Origin of the sequence: Aeromonas sp. R2-2 (genome assembly GCF_040908355.1) — a bacterium.
Taxonomy (GTDB): domain Bacteria; phylum Pseudomonadota; class Gammaproteobacteria; order Enterobacterales; family Aeromonadaceae; genus Aeromonas; species Aeromonas veronii.
In genome coordinates this window covers 24049-43856 of sequence record NZ_JBFODQ010000076.1, presented here as the reverse complement: position 1 = coordinate 43856, position 19808 = coordinate 24049, and the positions used below count along the sequence as shown (strand labels likewise).

Genomic DNA, 19808 nt, shown 5'->3' with positions numbered 1-19808 from the left:
GGCACCAGCAGGCCAATCATCCCGGCTGGGCCGGGCTGCAACTGCTCGCCGTCGATGGCGTGATGTGGCGCACACCCGATACCCCGGACAATGCCGCTGCCTTTGCCAAGCCCGGTACTCAGCATGGGGAGACCGCTTATCCGCAGGCACGCATGCTCTGCCAGATGGAGCTGACCAGCCACCTGCTTGTTCAGGCGGTCATGGAGAGCTGCGCCGTCAACGAGATGGTGTTGGCCGAGCAGCTTGTCGCGCACACACCAGACCACTCGCTAACTCTGTTCGACAAGGGGTTTTACTCTCTCGGTCTGCTCCACGCCTGGCAAACCACTGGCAGCGAGCGGCACTGGCTGCTGCCACTCAAAAAGGGCACGCAATACGAGGTGGTGCGCAAGCTGGGGCGTCAGGATGCCCTGGTGCAGCTCAAGACCAGTCCACAGGCACGCAAGAAGTGGCCGCAACTGCCGGACACGGTGGAAGCCCGTTTGCTGACCCGCAACATCAGCGGCAAGGAGCGCCAAGTATTGACCTCAATGGTCGACCCGATGCGCTTTCCGAGCGCCGATATTGTCGAGCTCTACAGCCATCGCTGGGAAATCGAGTTGGGCTATCGGGAGATGAAGCACAGCCTGCAAGAGCACCGGCTGACCTTGCGCAGCAAGAAGGCGGCGGGTATACGGCAGGAGCTGTGGGGGGTGTTGCTGGCGTACAATCTGCTGCGCAGCCAGATGGTAAAGATGGCGGCAAGTCTGAAGGGATACACGGCGAGCCAGCTGAGTTTTCACATGGCGTCGGTCTATCTTATCCATGAACTGAGCTGCATGCCGTACCTATCACCGGGTACTATCCCGAAGCGGGTAGCTGACCTGGAGAAACAAGCGGGCCAGTTTGTGCTGCCGGAACGAAGGGAGCGAAGTTACCCCCGCAGTGTGAAGGCGAAGCCGCAGAAGTATGCCGTGAAAAAAGCCAATAAAAACAATGCCAGTCAGGCTTAACTGACTGGCATTAGCACCTTGTGCTCCCTTGAATCGTTGCTGTGTTGCCAGTTATCAGTCCTGATTGATGCGGCTGGCAACGGCGCCCTGTTGGCTCTTGTACTTGGCATTTTCCCGCTTGTTGTAGGGACGGGCCGCGACGCCGGAGAGCATCTCGAAGTTCAAGGCGCCGATCTTCATCTTCGGACGCAGCGCCAGCGGCAATTTGCCGCCGTTGTAGAACTCCAGCACGATGCGACCGGACCAACCCGGATCGATCCGGTGCGCGGTCACGTGCACCATCAGACCCAGGCGCGCCAATGAAGAGCGGCCATCCAGCCAGCCGACGATATCGGCAGGCAGAGTAACGGATTCGTAGGTCACCGCCAGCGCCAGCTGACCCGGGTGCAGATAGAAGGCTTCGCCATCGGGGATGTGGATCTCATCACTCATCACCCGATCGATGGCATCGGCCATCTCGCTGCTCGGGCCGCTCAGGTCGATATAGGGTGCGGTATGATCGCGAAACACCCGAAACTCGTTACCCAGCAGCACATCGACACTGACACCACTGATCCGCTCTACCCCGGGCCGTGGCTCAATGACGATCTTGCCTTCATCCAGATGGCGTTCAATATCGGTATCACACAGACGCATTGGGCGACTCTCCTGACAAATTGTGCTTTTAAAAAAGCCGGGCATCACCCGGCTTGTTTCATCTTAACCGATCAACATGTGGCGGATACGCGCCTTGAGCATGTCGATGGCGATGCGGTTCTTGCCACCACGAGGCACGATCACATCGGCATACTGTTTGGAAGGCTCGATAAACTGCAGGAACATGGGGCGTACGGTCTTTTGATATTGCTTGAGCACGGAGTCCATAGTCCGGCCACGCTCCTGCACATCACGCACCAGACGGCGCAGCAGGCAGATGTCGAGCGGGGTATCCATGAAGATGGAGGCATCCATCAGATCCCGCAGACGGCTGTCGGTCAGCAGCAGGATCCCTTCCAGAATGATCACCCGGCGCGGCGCAAACGGGGTCACTTCGCTCATCCGGGTGTGTTCGGTGTAGGAGTACTGGGGAATGGCAACCGCGTCACCTTTAACCAGCTGACTAAGGTGCTGTACCAGCAGGTCGTGATCCAACGCGTTGGGGTGGTCATAGTTGGTCTTGACCCGCTCTTCCATGGTCAGGTGGGTCTGATCACGGTAGTAGCAATCTTCGGTGATCACACCAATCTGACCTGCGCCCAGTTCGGCCACCAGCTCTTCATAAATGGTCTGGGCTATAAGACTTTTGCCAGACGCAGATGCGCCCGCAATACCGATGATCACACACGAATGTTGAGTATCAGACATGACAAATACCTAAAAGAGAAGAGCAGTGGGGATGGTTTAAACCGATCCATTATATAAAAAAGGGTGGGTCATGCCCACCCTCAATTCCCTTTCAAGTGACCGACCGCCGATTATTCATCCAGGGCCATGGCATAGAGGGGGGTCGCAATCGGTTTTGCGCTGAAAAAGAGTTCAGCCCCTACCCTGCGCGCCAGCTTCAAATAGGCCTGAGCCAGGCTCCCTTCCGGTGCGCCGAACACCGTCGGGCAGCCATCATCCATGTGCTGGCGGATGTCGATGTGCAACGGCAACAGGCCAAGCAGCGCCACTTGATACTGCTCTGCCATCTTCTGGCCGCCACCGGTACCGAACAGCGGCTCATGGTGACCACAAGCGCTGCAGACGTGGTAGCTCATGTTCTCGATAATACCGAGCACCGGCACATTGACCTTGTTGAACATGGCGATCCCCTTGCGGGCATCGGCCAGTGCCACATCTTGCGGGGTGGTAACGATCACCGCCGCCGAAGTCGGCACCTGCTGGGCCATGGTGAGCTGGATATCGCCAGTGCCCGGGGGCATGTCTACCACCAGATAATCCACCTCGCCCCAGCGGGTCTCATGGAGGATCTGCGCCAGCGCCTTGCTCGCCATCGGGCCGCGCCAGATGGTGGCATCCTGTTCGGAGACCAGATAGCCAATGCTGTTGCTCTTGAGGCCGCAGGCCATCACCGGTTCCATCAGCTTGCCGTCATGGCTGACCGGGCGCTCCTTGAGGGTGCCCATCATGGTGGGAATGGAAGGGCCATAGATATCGGCATCGAGAATGGCGACTCGCGCGCCCTCTTTTTGCAGGGCCAGCGCCAGGTTGACCGCAGTGGTAGATTTGCCCACCCCCCCCTTGCCGGAAGCAACCACGATGATGTTGCGAATGCCCTGCACGGCATTGAGGCCCTGCGCCCGCGGCATGCTGGCGACGTCAATCTCCAGTGCCCAGTCGATACGGGCGGCGCCGGTGGCGCTGCGCAGCCTGGCATCGTAGTTTTCTTTGAGCTGATCGAGCAGCGAAAGACCGGCAAACGGCAATACCAGCCGGATAGTGAGCCCCTGACCCTGATTGATGATCTCGCGAACGAAGCCGGCATCCACCAGATCCTTGTGCCAGCCAGCTGGCTTAAATTCGGCGAGGATCTGTTTTACTGAATCAATCACCATTAACTCCTCATTATCTTGTCATTATCTTGAGGTGAACGGTTACCGCACACAAATCAGTGGCTTGCCTGCCATCATAACGGCAGGTGCTGCCAAGGTTGGCATAGCCACAACCCTAGGCAGGCTACCCCCAATTCGGGTAACATGCACGGCACTCTATCATCCCAACAAGCACATCAAGAACGTAATATGGCAACTGATCCTCGTAAAATGCTGGTAACCTGCGCCCTCCCCTATGCCAATGGCTCCATCCATCTTGGCCACATGCTGGAACATATCCAGGCCGATATCTGGGTTCGTTATCAGCGAATGCGCGGTCATCAGGTGCACTTCATCTGTGCCGATGATGCCCACGGCACCCCGATCATGCTCAAGGCACAGCAGATGGGGATCACCCCGGAAGAGATGATCGCCGCGGTCTCCAAGGAGCACCAGGCCGACTTCGCCGGGTTCAACATCAGCTTTGACAACTATCACTCCACCCACAGCGACGAAAACCGCGAGCTGGCGGAGCTGATCTATGGCCGCCTGAAAAATGGTGGCTTTATCAAGAGCCGCACCATCTCCCAGCTGTTCGATCCGGAAAAATCCATGTTCCTGCCGGACCGTTTCGTCAAGGGGACCTGCCCCAAGTGCAAATCTCCGGAGCAGTATGGCGACAACTGCGACAGCTGCGGCGCCACCTACAGCCCGACCGAGCTTATCGATCCGAAATCTGCCGTCTCCGGCGCCACTCCGGTAATGAAGGACTCCGAGCACTTCTTCTTCGACCTGCCGCAGTTTGAAAAATGGCTGGCAGAGTGGGTACGCGGCTCAGGCGCCATTCAGGAAGAGATGGCCAACAAGATGCAGGAGTGGTTCGAAAGCGGCCTGCAGCAGTGGGACATCACCCGTGATGCCCCCTACTTCGGGTTCGAAATTCCCGGCGCCCCGGGCAAGTACTTCTACGTCTGGCTGGATGCGCCCATCGGCTACATGGCTTCCTTCAAGAACCTGTGCAACAAGCGTGGCGACATCGACTTTGACAGCTACTGGAAAGCGGACTCCGAGGCCGAGCTCTACCACTTCATCGGCAAGGACATCGCCTACTTCCACTGCCTGTTCTGGCCGTCCATGCTGGAAGGTGCCAACTTCCGCAAACCGACCAAGGTCAACGTGCACGGTTATGTGACCGTCAACGGCGCCAAGATGTCCAAATCCAAGGGCACGTTCATCAAGGCATCTACCTACCTGAACCACCTGGATCCGGAGTGCCTGCGTTACTACTACGCCGCCAAGCTCAACAGCCGCATCGACGATCTGGACTTGAACCTCGAAGATTTCGTGCAGCGCGTCAACGCTGACGTGGTCAACAAGCTGGTCAACCTCGCCTCCCGCAACGCCGGTTTTATCGCCAAGCGTTTTGGCGGCAAGCTGGCGGCAACCTGCGCCGAACCCGAGCTCTACGCCGAGTTTGCCAATGCCCGTACCGCCATTGCCGAAGCGTATGAGAGCCGCGAGTTCAGCCGCGCCATCCGTGAAATCATGGCGTTGGCCGACAAGGCCAACCGCTACGTGGATGACAAGGCTCCTTGGGTCATCGCCAAGCAGGAAGGGGCTGACGCCGAGCTGCAAGCCGTTTGCTCCGTCGGTATCAACCTGTTCCGCGTGCTGATGGCCTACCTCAAGCCCGTCATGCCGCTGCTGGCCGAGCGTGCCGAAGCCTTCCTGGCCGAAACCCTCAGCTGGGATGGCATCGAAATGCCGCTGGTCGACCATACCGTTGCGCCGTTCAAGGCCCTCTTCTCCCGCATCGAGCCGGCGAAGATTGAAGCCATGATCGAGGCATCCAAGGAAGACCTGGCCAAGGAGCAGGCACCGAAAGTGACCGGCCCGCTGGCTGATGACCCCATCAGCGAAACCATCACCTATGACGATTTTGCCAAGATTGACCTGCGCGTCGCGCTGATCAAGAAGGCCGAAGCGGTACCGGAAGCCGAGAAGCTGCTCAAGCTGCAACTGGATATCGGCGGCGAGACCCGTCAGGTGTTTGCCGGTATCAAGTCCGCCTACAACCCGGAAGATCTGGAAGGCAAGCTGACAGTGATGGTGGCCAACCTGGCGCCGCGCAAGATGCGTTTCGGCATGTCAGAAGGGATGGTGCTGGCTGCAGGCCCGGGCGGCAAGGATCTCTGGATCCTGGAGCCGCAGGAAGGCGCCCAGCCTGGTATGCGCGTCAAGTAAGCACATCGCTGACTGCGATCACAGCCAGATAGAGAAGAGAGGCCAAACGGCCTCTCTTTTTTTGTCTCGCATTTGTGGCTTGGAGAGTTTTTGTAGATGCTGGTCGCGGATGACTTTCGCAGATTGCGGCCTTGGGGCTATCCACCGCTTGACTTGGCGGGCGATACATTTTGTTCTGAATACCTGACCACCCGACTTGGCATGTCATTCATGTTGTGGCCTGCCTGCATCGCCAGTTTGAGCGCCACCAGCTCCGCCAGCTGGCAGTCCAGTTGACGCAAACGGGTGGTGATCTTCCCCTTCAACTGCTGCCGTAGTTTCGTCTGCTTGCAGGTGTTCCCCTGCTCTGTTCGCAACCTCCGCCGCCATTGCCGCCAATCCTGCAACTGGCCGAGTCGCTCCTGCCAGTGAGTCAAAGTGCTCAACCAGCCGGGATCTCCACTCCCCAGATCCAGCAACAATTCCACGCCATAACGGGCCTGCTTGATCTCGAGGCGCAGCCGATGCCAGCGGCGCAACTGTTGCTGACGGGAGCTGGCAGATTTCACAACGCAGAGAATATGTTCATCGAGAGCGCTCTGCGCCTCATCAAGGCGCAGGGCCAGATGCTGCTGATAGAGGAACGCCAATGCACGCGCATCCTGCACCTGCACCTGCACCTGCACCACCGCCGCAAGCCAGCGGGCCAGTCGCCTCGACAACAGGGGTACGCGACAGGCAGATTTGTGGGTATTGCCCGTGCTGGCAGGCGGCTTGCCAAAACGCTCGGCGTAAACCTGAGCATCCCGCAGCGCCGAGAGCCGCCCGACCGAGCGCAGCAGACGCCGCTCCAGCTCGGGATGATAGATGAGTGGTCGCCACAGGGCGAGCAGCGCCAGCAAGCGGCGCGCTGCGATACGGTAGCCATGCACGGCCGGTTCACTGGCCTCTTCGCGCACCACCCGCGCCGCCTCCTGATAACGGGCGACCCAGCTTGTTGCCTGAGTCAGCAACAGACCTTCCTTGTCAGCGTCCATCTCGTCTCCGCCCCTTCAGTTGGTGTGAAAGCCCTGACCGGTGGGCGGCAGCGCCTCTTCATACTCCATCCGGGTCACCCTGGCGGTGCGCGGGCCATGCTCCAGCCAACCCAGCATCATCTGCACCCCTTGCGCGGGGCCGCTGATGAGGATCTCCACCGATCCATCCTCCAGGTTGTAGGCATGGCCCCGCAAACCCAGTTGCAGCGCCCGCTCACGGGTGAAATAGCGAAATCCCACCCCCTGCACCTGCCCCCACACCCGAATGACAAACGATTGCTCTCCCATTTCTCACACCTTCCGCTTAAGAAAAAAATTCCCGAGACGATAATGTGCCCGACACTCTATCTCTGCAGGATGCAGCTCCATTATGAAAGAAGTTAAATTCCGGTGGGTTGACCGCTATCTCATTCACCTCACCATCAGTGAAAAATTCCATATCGCGTTCTGGTTACCTCTCTTCATCATCGCTTTTCTCAGCTGGTATATGCTGGCGGCCAGCCATCAGCAGGAGATCTCCCTGCGGGTAGCGCAGTTGCAGCAACGGGTTGAGACCACAGCGCAGCTGGTCAGCCAGCAGCCCACTCTGGTGTTGCCTGCTGATCTGCGTCTGACCCGGCAAGGCAGCAGCGGGTTGCAGCAGCAAGGAGGTCACTACCTCTTTAGCGCGCCAGCGGGTCAGGCGGGCTACGTCACCGGTGATCTCGATACCGGCAACCTCTCCATGTGGGAGGGTCAGGGCTCTACCCTGCTCCTGATCGGCGCGCTGGCCGCCCTGATGGCGCTGGTGATCCACTACATGATGACCTTTGTCTCCGGTGCGCTCTACTCCACCAACAAGGCGCTGCAAACCGTGGCGGACGGGGATCTCACCTTCCGTCTCAACTTCTTTCCGGTGCGCGACGAGTTCTCCACCCTGGCGGGCAGCATCGACCGCTTTACCGACCGCCAGCACCAGATCGTCAAACTGGTGGAGGAGTCTGCCGAAGCGCTGACCATGGCCGCCGACGAGTTTCGTGACCATGCACGAGAAGGCGAGAGCATGGCGCGTTCCCAGCGCCAGCACATGGATTCACTGGCCACCGCCATGGAGCAGATGTCAGCCGCCATTCGCGAAGTAGCGCGCAATGCCGACGACACCCTGCAACAAACCCGCCAATCGAGCGAAGAGGCGGCCAATGGCGCCAACCGGGTAGCCCGCACCATAGAGGCGATCCGTACCCTAGCCGACGAGATTGGCAACGCCTCCGGCGCGGTCGAGCGGCTCACCCACAACGCCAACCGGATCAACGAGGTGGTCAACGTCATCAACGCCATCTCCCAGCAAACCAACCTGCTGGCCCTCAACGCCGCCATCGAAGCGGCCCGTGCCGGTGAGCAGGGTCGCGGCTTTGCGGTGGTAGCGGATGAAGTGCGTACCCTCGCCAGCCGTACCCAACAGGCGACGGTAGAGATCCAGCAGATGATCGAAGAGCTGCAGACCGGTACCGGCGCGCTGAACGAGATCATGGAAAAGACTGTAGGGCGCGCTGCCAGCAGCCAGCAGCTCATCAGCGAAGTGGGGCTCGATATCGAAAAACTGAGCAACCACAGCGATGCGGTGCTGGAGATGAGCACCCAGATCGCTACCTCGAGCGAAGAGCAGAGCTCGGTCGCCGCCGAGATCACCCACAATCTGGATCAGGTGCGCCATGAAGCGGCGCAGGTGGAAGAGTCCGCCAGCGCCTCGGTGGCTGGCACGCAAGGGCTGAAAGCCACAGCCAGCGAACTGACTCAGGCGCTCAAGGGGATTAAGCTCTGACCATATGAGGTGTCAGATCAGGGCAACCCCATCCATTACACAGGGTTGTTTGAGTTTTACCTGCGGGCCACATAGAATGTGGCCCCTTTTCTTTCTACCATCGGCAAACATCCATGAGCGCTTCCATCTATCTCGTCAAAGGCCGCGAAAAATCCCTGCTGCGTCGCCACCCCTGGATCTTCTCCAAGGGGATTGAGCGGGTTCAGGGCAACCCCATTGACGGCGATACCGTCGAGATCTATGCCAACGATGGCAAGTGGCTCGCCCGTGGCGCCTGGTCAGGCAGTTCCCAGATCCGTGCCCGGGTCTGGACCTTCGACAAGGATGAGACCGTCGATCTCGACTTCTTTATCCGTCGTCTCAAATATGCGCAGGAGTCTCGCGATCCGCTGATCAAGCGTCAGGGCCTCACCGGCTATCGCCTCTGCGCCGCCGAATCCGATGGCCTGCCGGGTCTGACCATCGACCGTTATGCCGATTTTCTGGTGTGCCAGATCCTCTCTGCCGGTGCCGAGTTCCAGCGTGAGCTGATCACCCAAGCACTGCGTACCCTCTACCCAGAGTGCAGCATCTATGAGCGCTCCGATGTGGCAGTGCGCAAGAAGGAAGGGCTGAAAGAGCGCACCGGCGTCATTTATGGCGAGACCCCGAACGAGCCGGTGGTCATCGAAGAGAACGGTGGCGTCAAGATCCTGGTGGATATTCGCAACGGCCACAAAACCGGTTTCTATCTGGATCAGCGTGACAACCGTCAGGCTGCCGCCAAATACACCGAAGGCAAGCGGGTGCTCAACTGCTTCTGCTACACTGGCGGTTTTGGCGTTTATGCCCTCAAGGGCGGCGCGAAGGAAGTGGTCAACGTCGATCTCTCCCAGAATGCACTGGATATCGCCCGCCAGAACGCCGAGCTGAACGGGCTGGATACCAGCAATACCCAGTTTGTCCGTCACGACGTGTTCAAGCTGCTGCGTGAATATCGCGAGAAGGGCGAGAAGTTCGATGTCATCGTGCTGGACCCGCCCAAGTTTGCCGAAAGCAAGGCCCAGCTGCTGGGTGCCTGCCGTGGCTACAAGGACATCAATATGCTGGCGTTCCAGCTGCTGGCGCCGGGTGGCGTACTCTTGACCTACTCCTGCTCCGGCCTGATGGAGCAGAGCCTGTTCCAGAAGATCGTCGCCGATGCAGCGCTCGACGCCGGTCGCGATGCCCAGATCCTGGAGCTGCTCTCCCAGGCCTCCGATCACCCCATCGGTACCGCCTATCCAGAAGGCTTCTACCTCAAGGGTCTGGTGGTACGCGCCCGCTGATCGGCAACCACTCTCCCCTTGTGATCAATCAGGCCCCTTGCGGGCCTGATTGCTTTGCATCGTATGGTGCCTGAGCCTGACGCTCGTCCCGATTCCCCCTCTCTGCTTTATTCGCATTCCTTCTCCTCCTCTTTTGCTGCCGGCGCCCCACTTCTTCTCTGTTTAAATTACTTTGCACAATAACTGCACATTTATGATTTAAATCACACCCGTATGACTCTCTTTTCCGTAGTGTGATCCCGCCTGCGGCAGCCGAGCCGGGGCAACCGTCCCGTCAGGATTGATGGGCGGCACAACAACAAAATAGATGTCAGGCCAAGCTGAACATCATAAGGGATCCCGATATGAATCAATCATTGCCGCTGTTAACGCCGCTGCGGGGCATCGCTGCCCTGATGGTGGTGCTGTTCCATGCCCGATTATTGCTCTTTCCCCAGTGGATGGAGCCGATCGCAGGCCACACCCAACTCATCGAGAACGGCTACCTCTGGGTCGATCTGTTCTTTATTTTGAGCGGCGTGGTGCTGGCACATGTCTATGGGGAGGCCTTCACCCGCACGCCCCGCACCGTGGGCTATGGCCGCTTTCTCTGGCTGCGGCTGACCCGCGTCTACCCCCTCTATCTGGTGACCCTGCTGTTGCTGGTTAGCTGGGAGCTTTACAAGGCGCGGCACGGGGTGGGCTTCTACGCTGGCCCCCTGTTCAAGATGTGGGAGTGGGAAGGGATGCAGCCCTTCGGTTCCCCCTTCACCCCGGCCGAGGCGCTGCCAAGCGCCTTCCTGCTGCTGCAGGTGGTGACCGATCACGGGCTGACCTGGAACTTCGCCGCCTGGTCCCTCAGCGTGGAGTGGATCAGCTACCTGCTGTTCCCGCTGCTTATCCCGCTGGCGGTGACCCGCAGTCGCTGGAGCCATCTCGCCCCCCTGCTGGCGCTGACGGTGCTGGCCTTTATCGTGCACAGTCGCGGCACGCTGGATGTCACCAGCGGCGCGCTTGCAGTGGGACGCGGGGTGAGTGAATTTGTGCTCGGGCTCTGGCTACTGCCCAGGGTAAAAGCCGCACAACGCTTGCCCATGATGCAACGGGATCTGCCGCTGCTGATCGCCTTTGTGCTGCCCTTCGCGCTGATGCAGTTCGCCATGACGCCGCCACTGACCTTGCTGCTCATTGGTGCCTACGTGCTGCTGATTTGGATTGCCGCCGCACAGGGGGCGCGCCAGAGTCCGCTGCTGCGCCTGCTGGACAACCGCTTCACCAACTGGCTGGGGGATCTCTCCTACTCCATCTACCTGCTGCATGCGCTGGTATTGCTCACGGGTTGCGAACTGATCCACTACCTGGCGCCGGAGCTCACCGCGTGGTGGTATGCCCAGACCCACCCGCTGTTGGGCGTGGTGGCAACCTTGCTGATGCTGGCGGTGCTGATCGGGCTCTCGGCGCTGAGCTACAACCTGCTGGAGCGACCACTACAACGACGACTGCGCCGCTGGGGCAAGTCACGGCAACCGGCGCTGGAGCAAGCCGGATAAGCTAATCTCGCCCTGTCTGGATGAGTTGACGGTTTTATGCCAACTCATCCAGTACCAGTTCATCCAGACTGCTCATCACCCAGGCGCTCGGGTGCTGGCTAAATCCGAGCTTGGGGTAGTACGCCCCCGCCTGCGGTGCGGCCAGCAGGATCAGCTTGCAGCCGGGCTGCAATTGCAAAAACGTCTCGCGAATAAGTGCTTTGCCAATCCCCTGCCCCTGCACCGACTCGGCTACCGCCAGATCCGAGAGGTAGCAGCAAAAATGAAAATCGGTCACCGAGCGGGCCACCCCGACCAGGGTCTCGCCCTGCCAAGCGGTGAGCAGCAAATTGGCGTTATCCAGCATGCCCTGCAGGGTGGCTGGATGCTCCAGCGGCCGTCTCGCCCCCAGCGAGGTCTGCGCCAACAACGCCGCGAACTGCGCCGTGGTGATGGGGTGGTTAACCAAAAGTGTGGTGGTCACTAAGCTCTCCTGTTGTAGATCGGCAGTTGCGTGCTGTTGGTCTCTTTGACGTTCTCTTTGCTGCATCTGTACTGTAATCATTCAGTCAGCGCCGGATCCAGACCGATGACAGGCAAGTGCTGGCAATTCCCTGCTGTTTATGTGAATTCCTGTTCGAACCCCAAGGGGCAAATGTGGCATAATGCTCCGTCCTGTGGCCCTTGGCGGGGCTGCGCTGGCGCACCTTGTCGCCCTCTTGTTCCCCGTCCGGCCTGGCGGTCCTCCATAACTGCCAGTCATCGCTGCCCCTGTTGGCACCGAGGCCACCCATATTTGCGGCTTCTTGTCTTCCAATCTACAAGGCCGCCCACTGACCAAGACGGCTCCACAGAGCCTCTGCTCTGTTTGCAAATAAAAGGGGTAAGTATGTCTTCCATTCGTCTGACCCAATACAGCCACGGCGCTGGCTGCGGCTGCAAAATTTCTCCCAAGGTACTCGACACCATTCTCAAGAGCCAGATCCCGGGCTTCAACGACCCGACCCTGATCGTTGGCAACAGCAGCAAGGATGACGCGGCCGTTGTCGATATCGGCAACGGTCAGGGCATTGTCTCCACCACCGACTTCTTCATGCCCATCGTCGATGACCCCTTCACCTTTGGCCGCATCGCCGCCACCAACGCCATCAGCGATATCTACGCCATGGGCGGCAAGCCTATCGTTGCCATCGCCATCCTCGGCTGGCCCATCAATACCCTGCCCGCAGAAGTGGCCCAGCAGGTGATCGACGGCGGCCGTCAGGTGTGCCATGAAGCGGGGATTTCGCTGGCCGGTGGCCACAGTATCGATGCCCCCGAGCCCATCTTCGGCCTCGCGGTGACCGGTATCGTGCCCCTGGACGCCATCAAGCAGAACGACACCGCCAAGGTGGGTGACACCCTCTATCTGACCAAGCCCCTTGGTATCGGTATCCTCACCACCGCCCAGAAGAAGGGCAAGCTCAAGCCCGAGCATGAGCAACTGGCGCCCAACGCCATGTGCACTCTCAACAAGATTGGCCAGCGCTTTGCCGAGCTGCCCGGTGTCCACGCCATGACCGACGTCACCGGTTTTGGTCTGGCTGGCCATCTGCTGGAGATGTGCGAAGGATCCAATGTCAGCGCCCGCCTCGACTTCAAGGCGCTGCCGCTGCTGGACGAGGTGGATTACTACCTCGCCGAGGGCTGCGTCCCGGGCGGTACCCTGCGCAACCACGACTCCTACGGCCACAAGCTGGATGCCATGGACGATCGCACCCGCAACATCATGTGCGATCCGCAAACCAGCGGCGGCCTGCTGGTTGCCGTGGGTAAAGAGAGCGAAGCCGAGCTGCTCGCCATCGCGCACGAAGCTGGCCTTGCGCTCTTGCCCATCGGCCAGATCAAGCCCCTTGAAGGCACCCGCTTTATCGAGATTGTCCAATGAGTGAATTGCCACTGGCCACGGACTACGCCCAACTCTTTTTGGACGATGTGCCGTTGATTGATGTGCGCGCCCCCATCGAGTTCAAGGAGGGGGCCTTCCCCTGCTCGACCAATCTGCCCTTGATGACAGACGATGAGCGCGCCCAGGTGGGGACCTGCTTCAAGAAGCAGGGTCAGGCCGCCGCCATTGAGCTTGGACACAAGCTGGTGGGGGGAGCAGTACGTGCCGAGCGACTCGAAGGCTGGCTGGCGCAGTTGCGCAAGCAGCCCGATGCCCTGCTCTACTGCTTTCGCGGCGGCCTGCGCTCGCAAACCGTACAACAGTGGCTGGCTGATGCCGGGGTGACTCGCCCCCGCGTCGCCGGTGGCTACAAGGAGCTGCGCCGCTTCCTGATCGACACCCAGGACAAGGCCTCTGCCGAGTGTCGCTGGACTGTGCTGACCGGCATGACCGGCTCCGGCAAGACCCATATGCTGGACCACGTTGCCCAAGCGCTCGATCTGGAAGGACACGCCCATCACAGGGGCTCGTCGTTTGGTCAGCTGCCCGGCGGCCAGCCCAGCAACATCAACTTTGAAAACAACATGGCCATCGAACTACTCAAGCGCCGCCATCAGGGCGAGCATGCCTTCGTGGTCGAAGATGAGAGCCGCCTGATTGGCCGCTGCTGCCTGCCCCTCTCCCTCCATGAGGCCATGAGTCAGGCACCGCTGGTGGTGGTAGATGTACCGCAGATCGATCGGGCCGAGCAGATCCGCGAAGATTACGTGCACGATCTCTGGCTGCGCTATCAAGCCATGTATGGCCAAGAAGAGGGATGGCCACTGTTTGCCGCCTACCTCACCGATGCGTTGGCACGTCTCAAGCGCCGCCTCGGCGATCAGGCCCACCGTGAGCTGGATGCCCTGATGCAGACCGCTCTCACCGAGCAGGAAAAGAGCGGTGATACCGCGCTGCATCTGGCCTGGATCACGTTGCTGCTGACCCGCTACTACGACCCCATGTATCTCTATCAGCTTGGCAACAAGCAGGAGCGCATCGTATTCCGCGGTGACAAACAGGCCTGTCTCGACTATTTCGCCGAGCAGCATGCCAACGCGCTGCGCGACTGACCCATCCCAAGAGAGGAACTCTATGTTGAAATTCGAGGTGATCCCGGTCACCCAGTTCGCCCAGAACTGCTCCCTCATCTGGTGTGACGAGACCCATCAGGCGGCCCTGATCGATCCGGGCGGCGAAGCGGACAAACTGCTGGCGGCCATCGCCAAGCGCGGCCTGACCCTGACCCATATCCTGCTGACCCACGGTCATCTGGATCATGTGGGTGCCGCCGCCGAGCTGCGGGAAAAGACCGGCGTCGCCATTACCGGTCCCCACAAGGAGGACGCCTTCTGGCTCGACATGCTGCCCCAGCAGAGCCAGATGTTCGGCTTCGCCCATACTCCTGCCTTTAGCCCCGACCAGTGGCTGGAGCAGGGTGACAAGGTGCAGCTTGGCCAGTGCGAGCTGGATGTCTACTTCTGCCCCGGCCACACCCCGGGCCATATCGTGCTACTCTCCCAAACCGAGCAGCTCGCCTGGGTTGGCGACGTGCTGTTTGCCGGTAGCATAGGCCGCACCGACTTCCCCCGTGGGGATCACGGTACGCTGATCAAGTCGATCACCGAGACCCTGCTGCCGCTGGGGGACGAAATCGTCTTTATCCCGGGCCACGGCCCCAGCTCCACCTTCGGTCGCGAGAAGGTGAGCAACCCCTACCTGACCCAGCCTATCTGGTGATCAAAAAAGGCAGCGGTATTAGCCGCTGCCTTTTCTTCTCTGCTCTCTTTTTCATTCTCGACTCCTGCCATCCGGCCAGCCATGTCCCACCTGCGTACCACATTTCAGCATGCCTGTTTGTCTCTTTCGCCCAATAAAAATCCCCACCCGGGGGTGAGGATTGATTTATAGGTGCAACCGTCTGGTGGCTTATTGTGCCAGCAGGTGACCGACCAGCTCATGACGCCACCCTTGCAGCAGCAACGGCTTGTCGCTGCGGGCCCGCTCTTCGTCGTTCATCCGCCAGCTCCAGGTGAAGTACTGGTGAATGATCTTCTTGCTGGCAATCAGCTCGGGCGGAATATTGCTCGCCTTGGCCTTCTCTTCCACCATGGCCTTGATGCGCTTGAGCTCGGCCTTGTACTGGGGAAAGTCCACCAGCCGGCGAATGGGCTCGGGCCAGCTGTCAGGATCGCTCTGCTGCGCCTTGGCGACAATATCCAGCATCCGCTTGCCGTGGATCTTGATCTCGATGGGCGAGAGGCCGAGCTCGTTGAGATCCCTCATGGAGGCAGGACGACGCTCCGCCACCTTGAACAGGTGCAGCTCTTTCACCACAAAATTGAGGGCTAGATCCCGGCGCACCGCCTCTTGCTGGCGCCAGGCGGCTAGCTCGCGCAGAATGGCGAGCTCGCGGCGACCCAGTTGCCAGGCGTTGACGATGTCAAGATAAGCCTGACGTGGATCGCTACCCTGGGTCTTGCGGGCGGAGTGGTTTTGGCACTCCTGCTCGAACCAGGCAAACTTGCCGCTTTCCCGCAGTTTGGCCATCACCTTCTCGTAGAGCGGCATCAGGTAGAAGACATCCGCCGCCGCGTATTCGAGCTGACGTGGCGTAAGCGGGCGTGCCAGCCAGTCGGTGCGCGCCTGATCTTTTTCCAGCTCGACCCCGAGGAATTCATTCACCAGCGCACCAAAACCGACCGAGACGCCGTAACCGAGAAAGGCGGTAGCCAGCTGGGTGTCGTGCATCTGGTTGGGCAGGTGGCCCGCCTGATGCTGGATAAGCTCCAGATCTTCGCCAGAGGCGTGCAGGATGGCGATCTGCCCTTCCCTGCCCAGTCGTTGCCAGAGGGCGGAGAGATCCAGCGTCAGCGGATCCAGCAGCGCCAGATGCTCGCCGTCATAGATCTGGAACAGGCCAAGCTGGGGGTAGTAGGTACGGGTGCGAACGAATTCAGTATCGATAGCCAGGGGAACGTCGGCCAGAGAAGCGAGATACTGCTCAAGTTCGTCTTGCTGAGTGATAAGTTGATAGTGCATCTGTGCCTGCGCGGTTGATCAGGGCCAAAAAGAAAAAACCGTGGGATGACCCACGGTTTTGCATAACGACGGTGCTGGTTTGCAGAGGCTTCTGCAGCCACAGTCCGGTTATTGCTTGGCAATCTCCTCGTCGCGCAGTACGCGGCGCAGGATCTTGCCCACATTGGTCTTGGGAAGTTCGTCACGAAATTCTACCAGTTTCGGCACCTTATAGGCAGTCAGATGTTTGCGGCAGTGGGCAATAATCTCGTCCTCCTGCAATTTTGCATCTTTCTTGACCACAAAGATCTTCACCAACTCGCCGGAAACCTTGTGTGGCACACCCACGGCAGCCACTTCCAGCACTTTCGGGTGCAGGGCAACGACATCTTCGATTTCGTTCGGATAGACGTTGAAACCGGAGACCAGGATCATGTCCTTCTTGCGGTCAACTATCTTGAAGAAGCCCTGCTCGTCGCAGACGGCGATATCACCGGTACAGAGCCAGCCATCCTGCATCACTTCGGCGGTCGCCTCGGGACGCTGCCAGTAGCCCACCATCACCTGCGGGCCGCGTACCTGCATCTCGCCCGGGGTGCCGAGGGTGTGGATCACCTGACCGTTGTCATCTACCAGACGGATCTCGGTAGAGCAGACCGGCAAACCGATAGAGCCATTGTAATCAGTGAGGTCGTAGGGACAGACGCTCACCAGTGGTGAGCACTCGGTCAGGCCATAGCCTTCCAGCAGCGGGGTATCGGTCAGTGTCTTCCACTTCTCCGCAACCGCGCGCTGCACTGCCATGCCGCCGCCGATGGTGAGCTTGAGCTTGTCAAAGGCTATCCCCTGAAACTCTTCATTGTTGACCAGCGCATTGAACAGGGTGTTGACCCCGGTAATGCAGGTGAAGGGATACTTCTTGATCTCTTTGACAAAACCCGGAATGTCGCGCGGGTTACTGATCAGCAGGTTGTAACCGCCGATGCGCATAAAGAGCAGGCAGTTCACGGTCAGGGCAAAGACGTGGTAGAGCGGCAGCGCGGTGACCACGAACTCCTTGCCGCGCTCCAGCATGGGGCCGTAGACGCCGAGGCACTGCTCGACGTTGGCAATCATGTTGCGATGGGTCAGCATGGCCCCTTTGGAGAGGCCGGTGGTGCCACCGGTGTACTGCAGGAAGGCGAGATCGTCGTTGGTGATCTCCGGCTTGATGTACTGCAGGAAACGCCCCTTGGAGAGGGCCTGACGCATGGTGGTAGCGTGGGGCAGATTGTATTTCGGCACCAGCTTCTTGACGTACTTGACCACGAAGTTGACCAGGGTGCCCTTGGCCAGCCCCAGGTTATCCCCCATCCGGGTCAGGATAACATGCTTGATCGGGGTGTCGTAGACCACCTTTTCCAGGGTATGGGCGAAGTTGGAGACGATGACGATGGCCTTGGCACCGGAATCTTTGAGCTGATGCTCCAGCTCGCGCGGGGTATAGAGCGGGTTGACGTTGACCACTATCATGCCGGCGCGCAGGATGCCGAACACGGCGATGGGGTATTGCAGCAGGTTAGGCATCATCACCGCAACCCGATCCCCTTTCTCCAGCTTCAGCTCGTTTTGCAGGTAGGCAGCAAAAGCGCGGGACTGCTCTTCCAGCCGGCGGTAGGTGATGGTTTGGCCCATGTTGACGAAGGCGGGCTGATCGGCAAACTGGGTCACCGAGGATTCGAACATCTCGACCAGGGAGCTGTATTGGTCTGGATTGATCTCGGCGGGGACCCCTTCCGGATAACGTTTCAGCCAGACTTTTTCCACAAACTTCTCCTGCATAACTAGCACCTGTGCGCTCACTGTGTTGCCTCCGTCCCGGTTCACATCCATTTTAATCGGTTGTTTTAAGCTGATGCTCTAATGCCGCTCATATTTACACAGCGCAACATCAATTAACAGCAAATTAACAACAGAAAAATGTGAGGGAGAAAACAAACCTGGAATTATTGAAAGCTGGCGATTCTACCGAACTTGACAAAACTTTACGATACAAACGGCCGTATCAACCGAATTTTCCATATGAAAATGGTGGTTTCCACCCAATATGACCCGCTCGATCTGCTGGAAGGCATCCTGACGGGCCTGCCATTGGGCTTCAAGTGCAGCAAAGCCCTGCTCCCCCTGAATCAACAGCACAGGACAACGGATAGCCGCCATCAGTGCCCGGGCCTGCCCTTCGCTCATTCTCAGGGGTGAAAGATCCCGCAATCGGGGGTCACTGCGCCAGTACCAGCGGCCTGCCCGCTCTTCAAGCTGCCGCTCACAGATCAGGCGCGCCGCCTGCGGCGTGATATCCGCCACCTTGCAACGGGCGGCGACGGCTTCATCGATGGAAGCAAAGCCGTTGGCACTGCGCTCCCTGGTGCGACTGCGGTTTAAAATCGCACGTCGCAGCTGGGCAGGTACCTCCTCATCGGGCTGACTGAGCGGGCCCAGCCCCTCCAGCATGATCAGCCGTTCCACCTGTTCGGGAAACACCCCGGCATAGGTCGAGGCGATCAACGCCCCGAGGGAGTGACCGAGCAGAGTGAAGCGTGACCAGCCCGCCGCCTGCACGATCTGGTAGAGATCGTCCAGCCAGTCGACAAAAACATAAGGGGTGGTCTTGTGATCGGAGTGACCGTGCCCCGGCAGCTCGACACAGATGAGGTGAAAATCTCCCAGATGCGGCGCCAGCGGCAAGAAGCTGGCACTGTTGTCGAGCCAGCCGTGCAGCGCAATCAGCAGGGGTTTGCCCTGCTGAGCCTGATCCGCGAGTTGATTCTCAAGCAGGGCCACCTGCCGACCATCTGCCAAGGTGAGCAGACGTTCGTGCAGAGTGCTTTTGATGCTCTTGATCATGGCAAGCCTTAGCGACGCAGCGGCCGTCTCGGCCAGAAGGGATCATAGAAGGGGTCATAGAAGTAGGGGTCCATATAGCGTACCTCCACCTCTTTGACTGGCGGCCACAGCTTGCTGCCCGTCACATTGAGCACCGAGAAGCGGTACTTGTGCTCGCCAATCTGGCTATCAACCGGTTTGCCTATGGTGCCCAGCACTGTCAGGCTGCGCCCCTTGGCGTAGAGGGTCGGATCGACAAAACCCTTCATGATGGCCAGAAAACGGCCCGGGCTCTGCTCGGTCTGCTCCGGCACACCGTTGGACTTGAGCGGCAAGTAGACCACTTCAATGACGCTCTGATCCGCCTTGTTGTGCACCGCCGAGATAACGCCGCTCCAGCGGGCCGGTTTGCCCTCCATTCCGCCAAGGGCGGGCTGATAGGCCACCAGTTGGTTTTCTGGCTCATAGGCCAGCTCTTTGGGGACCGAGCTGCAGGCCCCGAGCAGCAGAGCCAGCGCCCCGACCACCATCCCGCGTTTCATCATGTCGCTTCTGGTATTACGCATCATGTCACTCTC

At 59.5% G+C, this 19808-nt stretch carries 18 protein-coding genes; 8 read left to right on the top strand and 10 right to left on the bottom strand.

Translation table 11 applies throughout. The annotated features are described in order from the left end of the window. Window positions 1–992 (top strand): IS4 family transposase (locus AB5Z09_RS16775; protein ID WP_368195206.1); only part of this gene is annotated, 992 nt, incomplete at its 5' end. 54 nt (window positions 993–1046) lie between these two features. Here AB5Z09_RS16775 and dcd read toward each other — a convergent pair. From dcd to apbC, 3 genes are all read right to left on the bottom strand, one after another. Next, a complete protein-coding gene (gene dcd, locus AB5Z09_RS16770; protein ID WP_005336719.1) occupies window positions 1047–1628 on the bottom strand; it encodes a dCTP deaminase in 582 nt (193 codons plus the stop codon). A gap of 63 nt (window positions 1629–1691) precedes the next feature. Further along, window positions 1692–2336, bottom strand: coding sequence for a uridine kinase (gene udk / locus AB5Z09_RS16765; RefSeq protein WP_005345570.1), 645 nt, complete (start codon window positions 2334–2336; stop codon window positions 1692–1694). Between the two features lie 110 nt (window positions 2337–2446). Further along, window positions 2447–3529, bottom strand: a complete 1083-nt coding sequence (gene apbC, locus AB5Z09_RS16760; RefSeq protein WP_368195777.1) for an iron-sulfur cluster carrier protein ApbC — start codon at window positions 3527–3529, stop codon at window positions 2447–2449. Window positions 3530–3715: 186 nt separating this feature from the next. Between apbC and metG the strand changes: the two genes are divergently transcribed. Further along, a complete protein-coding gene (metG, locus tag AB5Z09_RS16755; RefSeq protein ID WP_104014789.1) occupies window positions 3716–5749 on the top strand; it encodes a methionine--tRNA ligase in 2034 nt (677 codons plus the stop codon). A 137-nt stretch (window positions 5750–5886) separates the two neighbouring features. On the opposite strand, the gene AB5Z09_RS16750 is transcribed toward metG, so the two are convergent. Continuing rightward, window positions 5887–6765, bottom strand: coding sequence for a CHAD domain-containing protein (locus AB5Z09_RS16750; protein ID WP_368195776.1), 879 nt, complete (start codon window positions 6763–6765; stop codon window positions 5887–5889). Between the two features lie 15 nt (window positions 6766–6780). After that, entirely contained in the window at window positions 6781–7053 is a 273-nt protein-coding gene (locus AB5Z09_RS16745) for an acylphosphatase (RefSeq protein WP_005345583.1), read from the bottom strand. A gap of 82 nt (window positions 7054–7135) precedes the next feature. On the opposite strand from AB5Z09_RS16745, the gene AB5Z09_RS16740 reads away from it, so the two are divergent. The 3 genes from AB5Z09_RS16740 (at window position 7136) to AB5Z09_RS16730 (ending at window position 11402) form a co-directional block, all read left to right on the top strand. Then, window positions 7136–8566 (top strand): methyl-accepting chemotaxis protein, encoded by a 1431-nt coding sequence (locus tag AB5Z09_RS16740; protein WP_368195775.1) that lies wholly within the window; start codon window positions 7136–7138, stop codon window positions 8564–8566. Window positions 8567–8679: 113 nt separating this feature from the next. Next, window positions 8680–9873 carry a class I SAM-dependent methyltransferase gene (locus AB5Z09_RS16735; RefSeq protein ID WP_005336736.1) on the top strand — a complete coding sequence of 398 codons (1194 nt, stop codon included), beginning with the start codon at window positions 8680–8682 and terminating at the stop codon, window positions 9871–9873. Between the two features lie 344 nt (window positions 9874–10217). Further along, window positions 10218–11402, top strand: coding sequence for an acyltransferase family protein (locus tag AB5Z09_RS16730; protein ID WP_368195773.1), 1185 nt, complete (start codon window positions 10218–10220; stop codon window positions 11400–11402). Between the two features lie 34 nt (window positions 11403–11436). Here AB5Z09_RS16730 and AB5Z09_RS16725 read toward each other — a convergent pair whose 3' ends face one another. Then, entirely contained in the window at window positions 11437–11865 is a 429-nt protein-coding gene (locus AB5Z09_RS16725; RefSeq protein WP_368195772.1) for a GNAT family N-acetyltransferase, read from the bottom strand. Window positions 11866–12270: 405 nt separating this feature from the next. On the opposite strand from AB5Z09_RS16725, the gene selD reads away from it, so the two are divergent. Genes selD through AB5Z09_RS16710 form a run of 3 tightly spaced genes read left to right on the top strand, consistent with a single transcriptional unit; the run spans window position 12271 to window position 15087 of the window. Beyond that, on the top strand, window positions 12271–13308 hold the full coding sequence (gene selD, locus AB5Z09_RS16720) for a selenide, water dikinase SelD (protein WP_368195771.1): 1038 nt from the start codon (window positions 12271–12273) through the stop codon (window positions 13306–13308). Continuing rightward, window positions 13305–14420 (top strand): tRNA 2-selenouridine(34) synthase MnmH, encoded by a 1116-nt coding sequence (gene mnmH, locus AB5Z09_RS16715; RefSeq protein ID WP_368195769.1) that lies wholly within the window; start codon window positions 13305–13307, stop codon window positions 14418–14420. Before selD ends, mnmH begins: the two co-directional genes overlap by 4 nt. Before the next feature lie 22 nt (window positions 14421–14442). Then, window positions 14443–15087, top strand: a complete 645-nt coding sequence (locus AB5Z09_RS16710) for an MBL fold metallo-hydrolase (RefSeq protein WP_368195768.1) — start codon at window positions 14443–14445, stop codon at window positions 15085–15087. Between the two features lie 189 nt (window positions 15088–15276). Here the strand turns inward: AB5Z09_RS16710 and rnd are convergent, their stop codons facing one another. From rnd to AB5Z09_RS16690, 4 genes are all read right to left on the bottom strand, one after another. Next, window positions 15277–16389, bottom strand: a complete 1113-nt coding sequence (gene rnd / locus AB5Z09_RS16705) for a ribonuclease D (RefSeq protein ID WP_368195767.1) — start codon at window positions 16387–16389, stop codon at window positions 15277–15279. A gap of 108 nt (window positions 16390–16497) precedes the next feature. Continuing rightward, on the bottom strand, window positions 16498–18174 hold the full coding sequence (gene fadD / locus AB5Z09_RS16700; RefSeq protein WP_100654806.1) for a long-chain-fatty-acid--CoA ligase FadD: 1677 nt from the start codon (window positions 18172–18174) through the stop codon (window positions 16498–16500). Between the two features lie 198 nt (window positions 18175–18372). Beyond that, the gene (locus AB5Z09_RS16695) at window positions 18373–19251 is read right to left on the bottom strand and encodes an alpha/beta fold hydrolase (protein ID WP_368195766.1); all 879 of its coding nucleotides are present in this window, start codon (window positions 19249–19251) and stop codon (window positions 18373–18375) included. 8 nt (window positions 19252–19259) lie between these two features. Continuing rightward, entirely contained in the window at window positions 19260–19775 is a 516-nt protein-coding gene (locus AB5Z09_RS16690; protein ID WP_041202708.1) for a Slp family lipoprotein, read from the bottom strand. Window positions 19776–19808: the final 33 nt, after the last annotated feature.